Below are 6,138 nucleotides of genomic sequence, written 5' to 3'. Positions count from 1 at the left end.
GCCGAGCGGCCCGTGCACCCCTCCGACGTGTCGGAGGGGTGCACGGTGTCGGCCGGTCGGTACGCTCTCGCCTGACCTTCGGGAAGGAGCGTTCATGGATACCGCCACGACCGTCGACCGGTTGGCAGACATCGTATTTCCGTTGCCCGCGTGCCTGGACGAGAGCCGGGCATTCCACGAGGAATGGCCGGTGCGACTGGGCGACACCGATGGCCGGCAGCGGCTACGGCTGGACGCGGTGGCGCGGTACCTCCAGGACATCGGCTACGACCACCTCAAAGCGGTCGAGGAGGGCGACCTGCATCAGGGGTGGATCGTGCGCCGCACCGTAATCGATGTGCTGCGCCCGATCGAGTTCGGCGATCATGTGCACCTGCGGCGTTGGCCCGCGGCGCTGTCGAATCGCTGGTGCAACATGCGCATCAAGGTGGAAAGCGAGAACGGCGGCCTGATCGAGACGGAGATGTTCCTCATCCACGTCGACATCAAGGCCGGCCGGCCCGCTCGCATGAGCGATCGGTTCATGGCGCCGATGCTCGCGGCCACCACCGACCACCGGCTGCGCTGGCGGGCCGCCCTCGCCGAAAGCGCCGCCGCCGACACCGAACTCTGGCCGTTCCCGTTGCGGGTCACCGATGTCGACCACTACGGCCACGTCAACAACGCGGTGCACTGGGAGGCGGTCGAGGAAGCGCTGGCGCGCTTCCCGGATCTGAGTGCCCGGCCGCATCGCGTGATTCTCGAGCACGCCGGTCCGGTGCTGGCCGGTGACGACGTGGGCATCCGTGCCTGGCGCTCCGACACCGCACTGCATGTGCAGCTCGAAGTCGACGGGAGCGCCCGGACCTTGGCTCGTGTCACCGCGCTCTAGCTGCGGCTCGCTGTCGAAGGACGTTGCAGGACTCTGGTTCTGAGGTTTGGCGCGGTCTCTCAGTGGTAGGCCGAAGACGTGTCCACCAACGGTGGATGCCCGTCATGGTGCACCGTCGCGCCGAACCTTTCCTCGATAGCGAAGGAATTTTTTCATGAGCCACCAGACTTTGCTGGCACAGTTGCGCGCCGTCCGAGATCTGACCAACACCGAAATCCAGATCGCGGAAACCCGGATCGCGCAAGCTCGGACCGAAGCTGTGCAACGTGAATTGTCCGAGAACGCCGACAACGCCCGTGCCCGTGTTGCCGCCATCGAGGCCGCCATCCGCGACCTCGGTGGCGTTCCGGCGGTGATCGGCCCGTTCCTCGGACGCCTCGCCGCCGCGGTCAAGGCGATGGCCGAACAGGCTCAACCGTTCGATGAGGCCCTGCTCGGCGACCTCGCACTCGAGCACCAGCTGCTCGACCGGGCGCGCTACCTGAAGGCGCTCGCCAGCAGCACCGAGCAACCCGAGGTCGCGGTTTTGGCGGACCGGTTGATCGACGCGCACTCGGCGACGGTGGACTGGCTGAGCACCGTGCTGGCCGAGGACGCCCTCGGCGGTCCGGCCGCGCTGCGCCGCACGCCTTTGCAAGCTGCCACGGGGACCGCGGTCAAGCTGGTCAACGTCCCGGTGTCCTGGTCCGCGCGCGGTCTCGACCGGGCGCTGGACACCTTCCGTTCGGCCCCGCCCGCGCTCGGCGAACTGCTCGAACGTGGCTCGCGGGCAGGCGATGTCGCGGTCAAAACCCTCACCGCCTCGCGTGACGCCGCGCTCGAGACCGCCGAGCGGGTGACCCGTCGAGAAGGTGCGAAAGGCACGGCCGACGCGTTGCATTCGGCCCGGACCGCCACCGGCATTCTCGACGCCCGGGAGCTGCCGATCAGCGACTACGACGAATTGAATGTCAACCAATCCGTCTCCGCGATCAAGGAATTGACCGAATCCTCCGATGTCCGAGCGATCCTCGCCTACGAGGAAGCGAACAAGAATCGGCAGAATGTCGTTTCGGCGGCCCAGGCGCGGCTGGCGACGATCGCCCGGGAAGTAACCCGCCGCAACTAGAACCCCGCAGCCCGGTCCGCCGCGACTAAGCAGAACCGATAACCGGTTGTCGCGGCGGACCGGGCTGTAGTTCGATCGCCACCAGCAGGTCGATCAGATCGTCGATGCTGCGCATACTGCGGCCGGTCAGGTCCTGGATGCGGCGCAGCCGGTATTTGGCGGTGTTGTGGTGGATGCGGAGTTTGTCCGCGGCTTCGCGAATGTTCATGTCGGCGGCGGCGAAAGCGCGGATCGTGTCGGCGAGCATGCCGCCCCGAATCTTGTCGTCGGACAGCACCGCCGCGATCCGGGGGTCGATGAGATCGCGGGCGGTCTCGTCGGCGCGCACCATGAGGTATCGGAACGGTGTGAGGTGCGGCAGCGCCAGCACGCCACCCGCCTCGGGCAGCAGGTCGAGGGCACTGCGGCTCTGCTGGTACGCCTTCGGCAGCTGAACGATACCGGTGACAACGGTGCTGACGCCGACGGCGAGCGTGATGCCGGCCGCGTTCAGTTTCACCTGCATCGCCTGTAGCCGCTCAACGAGTTCACCGGTACTCGCGCGGCGACCCAGTGCGGGCACCGCGATGATCTCGGCGCCGCGCACGACCGCGAGGGTGCGCAAGCCGTTGACTCCGACGCCCGCCAGCGCCGCGGCGGCGAGCTGCCGTGCCTCGCTGTCGGTTCCGTCCTGCTCGGCGCGCCGCGGGGTGCCGAGCACGGTCGCGGTGACGACCACCATCGCGGCGGTGCTTTCCGCGCCGATGCCGTGCGCGCTGGCCCGGGCCAATTGCGGCCCGCGCTCGGGCAGTGCGCCGGCGAGCAGACTTTCCAGCAGTTCCTGACTTTCGCGCCCGGAATCGGCCGTGCACGACTGCTGGAATTCGAGGTAGGCATTGGCGGCTTCGGCACTGATCAGATCGTTGTAGCGGGCCAGCGGGACCACCATCGACAACGCGGCCTGCCGCCCGGCCTCGGATTCGCCCGCGAAGGACAGCAGCGTCTTCCAGGTCGCCTGCTGCCCCAGCCGGAACGCCGCGATGTAATCCATCAGCGTGAGCCCGGCCCGGGCGCGGCGGGCCGCGGCCTGGCGGGCGTAGGCGACGTCGTCGACGGTGACCTTGCGGTGATCCAGGAACGCGCCGAGCCCGGAGCGGGTCAGCCTGGCCAGCTGGTCGTGCACATCGGCGTGGAAGGTCTGATCGCGAGCCGCGTAACTGGGGATCTGCGCGAGGATCGCCGCCATCCCGGCGTCGGCGATCTGCTCGGCATGGTCATAGGCGTTGCCGATGATGCGTTTGCGCTCGGCCTGCACTTCGTCCGGATACCAGGGACTGTCCACATGTGACCCAGCTGACATAAGCGGATACAACATCGCCGCGGCGGGCGTGTCAACACGACCGGAGGCCGCTCGGGCCATGTCCCACGGGGCCAATATCGCGGGCCGACTTTGGGCCGCCGGGACCGATGCGCGCGCTGACCAGCGAATTTACGCTGACCTCCTGACCAAGCCGGGCAGCGGATGTCGCTGTCCCGCAAGGATTCTTTTCCCCGCGTCTCAAACGTGGGGCAGGAGGCCGAATGCTCGAAATATCCCATCTCCGGAAAACGATGCGCACCAGGGCGATCCGAGCCGCGGGAGCGGCGGTGGCCGTCCTGCTGACGGTCACCGCCTGCGGTGGCCGGGACGGCGACGGCGGCACCGTTGGAAAGGGCGACTGCCAGGGGCAGCAGACCACCGGCATCACCGATACGAGCATCAAGCTCGGCGGTGTCTACCCGCTGTCGGGGCCCGCCTCCGCGTACGGCGAACTCCCCAAGGGGGTGCGCGCGTATTTCGACTACCTCAATGCCGAGCAGGGCGGGGTCGATGGCCGGAAGATCGAATACCTGATCCGGGACGACGGCTACCAGCCACCCAAAACGGTGGAGGAAACCCGCAGGCTGGTCGAACAGGATCAGGTATTCGCGGTCTTCTCCACCCTCGGCACGGCGACCTCGTCCGCGGTGTGGGATTACCTGAATCAGCGCAAGGTGCCGCAGGCGTTCGTCGCGGGCGGTGCCACCAAATGGGGGACCGACACAGAACATCCGTGGACCATCGGCTGGCAGCCCAGCTACCGCGCCGAAGGTCAGGCGTTCGCACGCTACGTCCGTGAACAGCGCCCGAACGCGACCGTCGCGGTGCTCTACCAGAACGACGACTTCGGCAAGGATCTGCTGACCAGCTTCACCGAAGCCATCGCCGGTAGCGGCGTCAAGGTGGTGGGGGAGCAGAGCTACGAAGTCACCGACCCCACCGTGGAACCACAAGTGCGCAATCTGGCGAACACGAAAGCCGATGTGCTGCTCAACTTCTCGACGCCGAAGTTCGCCTCCCAGGCCTTGGCCGCCGACGCTCGCAACACCGACTGGAACCCGCTGCATGTGCTCGCGCAGGTCGCGAACACCGTCAGCATGCTCAAACCGGTCGGCTTCCAGAACGTGCAAGGCGTGGTGTCGGTCGCGTTCATGAAGGACCCCGCCGACGCACAGTGGGCCGCCGACAGCGGAATGCGCACCTATCGGGAGAAAGTGGCGCAATACGCCCCGGGCGCCGACCCCTCCAATCAGTACACCGCGGTCGGCTGGGCGATGGCCCAGAGCTTCCACAAAACCATGGCGGCGGCGAAATGCCCCACCCGCGAAGGGCTTCGGGACGCCATGCGCGCACTAGACAACGTCGGTGTTGATCTGCTGCTGCCCGGTATCACGGTGAAAACCGGCCCCGGCGACGCCTTTCCGATCGAAGCCATGCGGATTCAGCGGTTCGAAGGCGACCACTGGACGCTCACCGGTGACGTGATCAACACCAGCAAATAGGCAAAACCCCAACCGCCGCGGCGCAGTCCGGCGCCGCGGCAAGCTCTGATATCCATTGATGAGGTTCACCATGAAATTGCACAGATCAGTGGTCACTGCCGCGCTCGCGGCCGTGGCTCTCGGCGTCAGCTCCGGTGTCACCAATGCCGAGCCCGCACCCGCTCAGCACGAGGTGCACTACGAAGTGAGCCGCCAGGGTGATTCCGCGGTGCTGTCCACCAGCAACGGCAAACTCCTGACAGTCGGTGATCAGCTCGTGGTGACCGACGCGCAGGACACTCCTGTCGCCGCCATCCCGCTCACCTATCGCATCGACGCCACGGCGTACCCGATCGCCGCGCAAATCGACGGCAGCACAGCGGTTCTCACCCCGTCCAGGGAGGGCGGCACACCGGTCGCCGCGGTCGCGCCGAGCGAAGTCGTCAGCACCGACCAAGCCCTGCAAACCGTCGCCGAATCCTTCACTCCGCGGGACCAGGGCGCGCTCGGTGTCCTCGCCCAGCGTCTCACCATCGGCAGCGCGATCAGCGCGATCATCGGCGCGGTACTCGGCGGCGGCGTCGGCTGCCTGGTCGGCGGCGCGGCGGGCGCGACCATCGCCAGCCCCGTCATCGCCCTGCTGCTGCCGTGGGTCGGCGCGACCATCGCGGGCTGTGTCCTCGGTGCGGCCACCCTCGGCGCGGTCGGCGCGATGGTGGGTCTGCTCACCGTCGGCGGGCCGCTCGCCCTGTTCTCGGCATACCAGTACTTCTCCACCATCCTGGCTCCCTGCCCGCCGGAGCTCCCGGCCTGCAAGGACCCGATGGTTCCCGCACCCCCGAAGTAGCCCGTCGAGTCGATGCGCCGGATCGTTGCGAAACGGTCCGGCGCGTTGTCGTGGACACGTGAGGTGTCAAACGTCCAAGCCAAGGCCGCGACGACCGGTCAGGATTGGACCATGCATATCGAGAAGATCACGCCGAAGCTGGTCGTCGAGGGCGCCGAAGAGGCGATTCGCTACTACTGCAAGGTTTTCGACGCCGTACTGGGGGAGCGGCACGACGCGGACGGGCGAGTGGTGTTCGCGGAGCTCGAATTGCCTGGTGGCGAGGTGTTCCAGCTCAAAGACGCCGACGCGGTCGACAGCGATAAGGGGCGAGGGGTGTTGCTGAGCGTGGTGGTCGATGAACCCGACCAGCTCGCCGAGCGGATGGCCGACGCGGGTGGCGAGATCATGTTCGAGGTGGCCGATCAGCCCTATGGGATCCGGCAGGGACGGGTGCGAGATCCGTTCGGGCACCAGTGGATTGTGGGTGGACCACTGAAAGCCGGTGCATAA

6 protein-coding genes are annotated in these 6,138 nt (G+C 67.3%); 5 read left to right on the top strand and 1 reads right to left on the bottom strand.

All coding sequences use genetic code 11. The annotated features are described in order from the left end of the window. Window positions 1–94 precede the first annotated feature (94 nt). Together IBX22_RS00150 and IBX22_RS00145 are read left to right on the top strand one after the other, a co-directional pair. The gene (locus tag IBX22_RS00150) at window positions 95–871 is read left to right on the top strand and encodes an acyl-[acyl-carrier-protein] thioesterase (protein ID WP_194813354.1); all 777 of its coding nucleotides are present in this window, start codon (window positions 95–97) and stop codon (window positions 869–871) included. Between the two features lie 154 nt (window positions 872–1,025). Then, entirely contained in the window at window positions 1,026–1,979 is a 954-nt protein-coding gene (locus IBX22_RS00145) for a ferritin-like domain-containing protein (protein ID WP_194813353.1), read from the top strand. A gap of 25 nt (window positions 1,980–2,004) precedes the next feature. Here IBX22_RS00145 and IBX22_RS00140 read toward each other — a convergent pair whose 3' ends face one another. Next, window positions 2,005–3,318 (bottom strand): CdaR family transcriptional regulator, encoded by a 1,314-nt coding sequence (locus tag IBX22_RS00140; protein ID WP_194813352.1) that lies wholly within the window; start codon window positions 3,316–3,318, stop codon window positions 2,005–2,007. Between the two features lie 221 nt (window positions 3,319–3,539). Between IBX22_RS00140 and IBX22_RS00135 the strand changes: the two genes are divergently transcribed. From IBX22_RS00135 to IBX22_RS00125, 3 genes are all read left to right on the top strand, one after another. Continuing rightward, a complete protein-coding gene (locus IBX22_RS00135) occupies window positions 3,540–4,820 on the top strand; it encodes an ABC transporter substrate-binding protein (RefSeq protein ID WP_228538106.1) in 1,281 nt (426 codons plus the stop codon). 70 nt (window positions 4,821–4,890) lie between these two features. Beyond that, entirely contained in the window at window positions 4,891–5,646 is a 756-nt protein-coding gene (locus IBX22_RS00130) for a hypothetical protein (protein WP_194813351.1), read from the top strand. Between the two features lie 63 nt (window positions 5,647–5,709). Further along, window positions 5,710–6,138, top strand: coding sequence for a glyoxalase/bleomycin resistance/extradiol dioxygenase family protein (locus IBX22_RS00125; RefSeq protein ID WP_194813350.1), 429 nt, complete (start codon window positions 5,710–5,712; stop codon window positions 6,136–6,138).

It is taken from the genome of Nocardia sp. XZ_19_385 (genome assembly GCF_015355755.1).
In the GTDB taxonomy this organism is placed as follows: Bacteria; Actinomycetota; Actinomycetes; order Mycobacteriales; family Mycobacteriaceae; genus Nocardia.
Note: the sequence above shows the minus strand (reverse complement) of the source record. Positions and strands in the feature narration are given on the sequence as shown.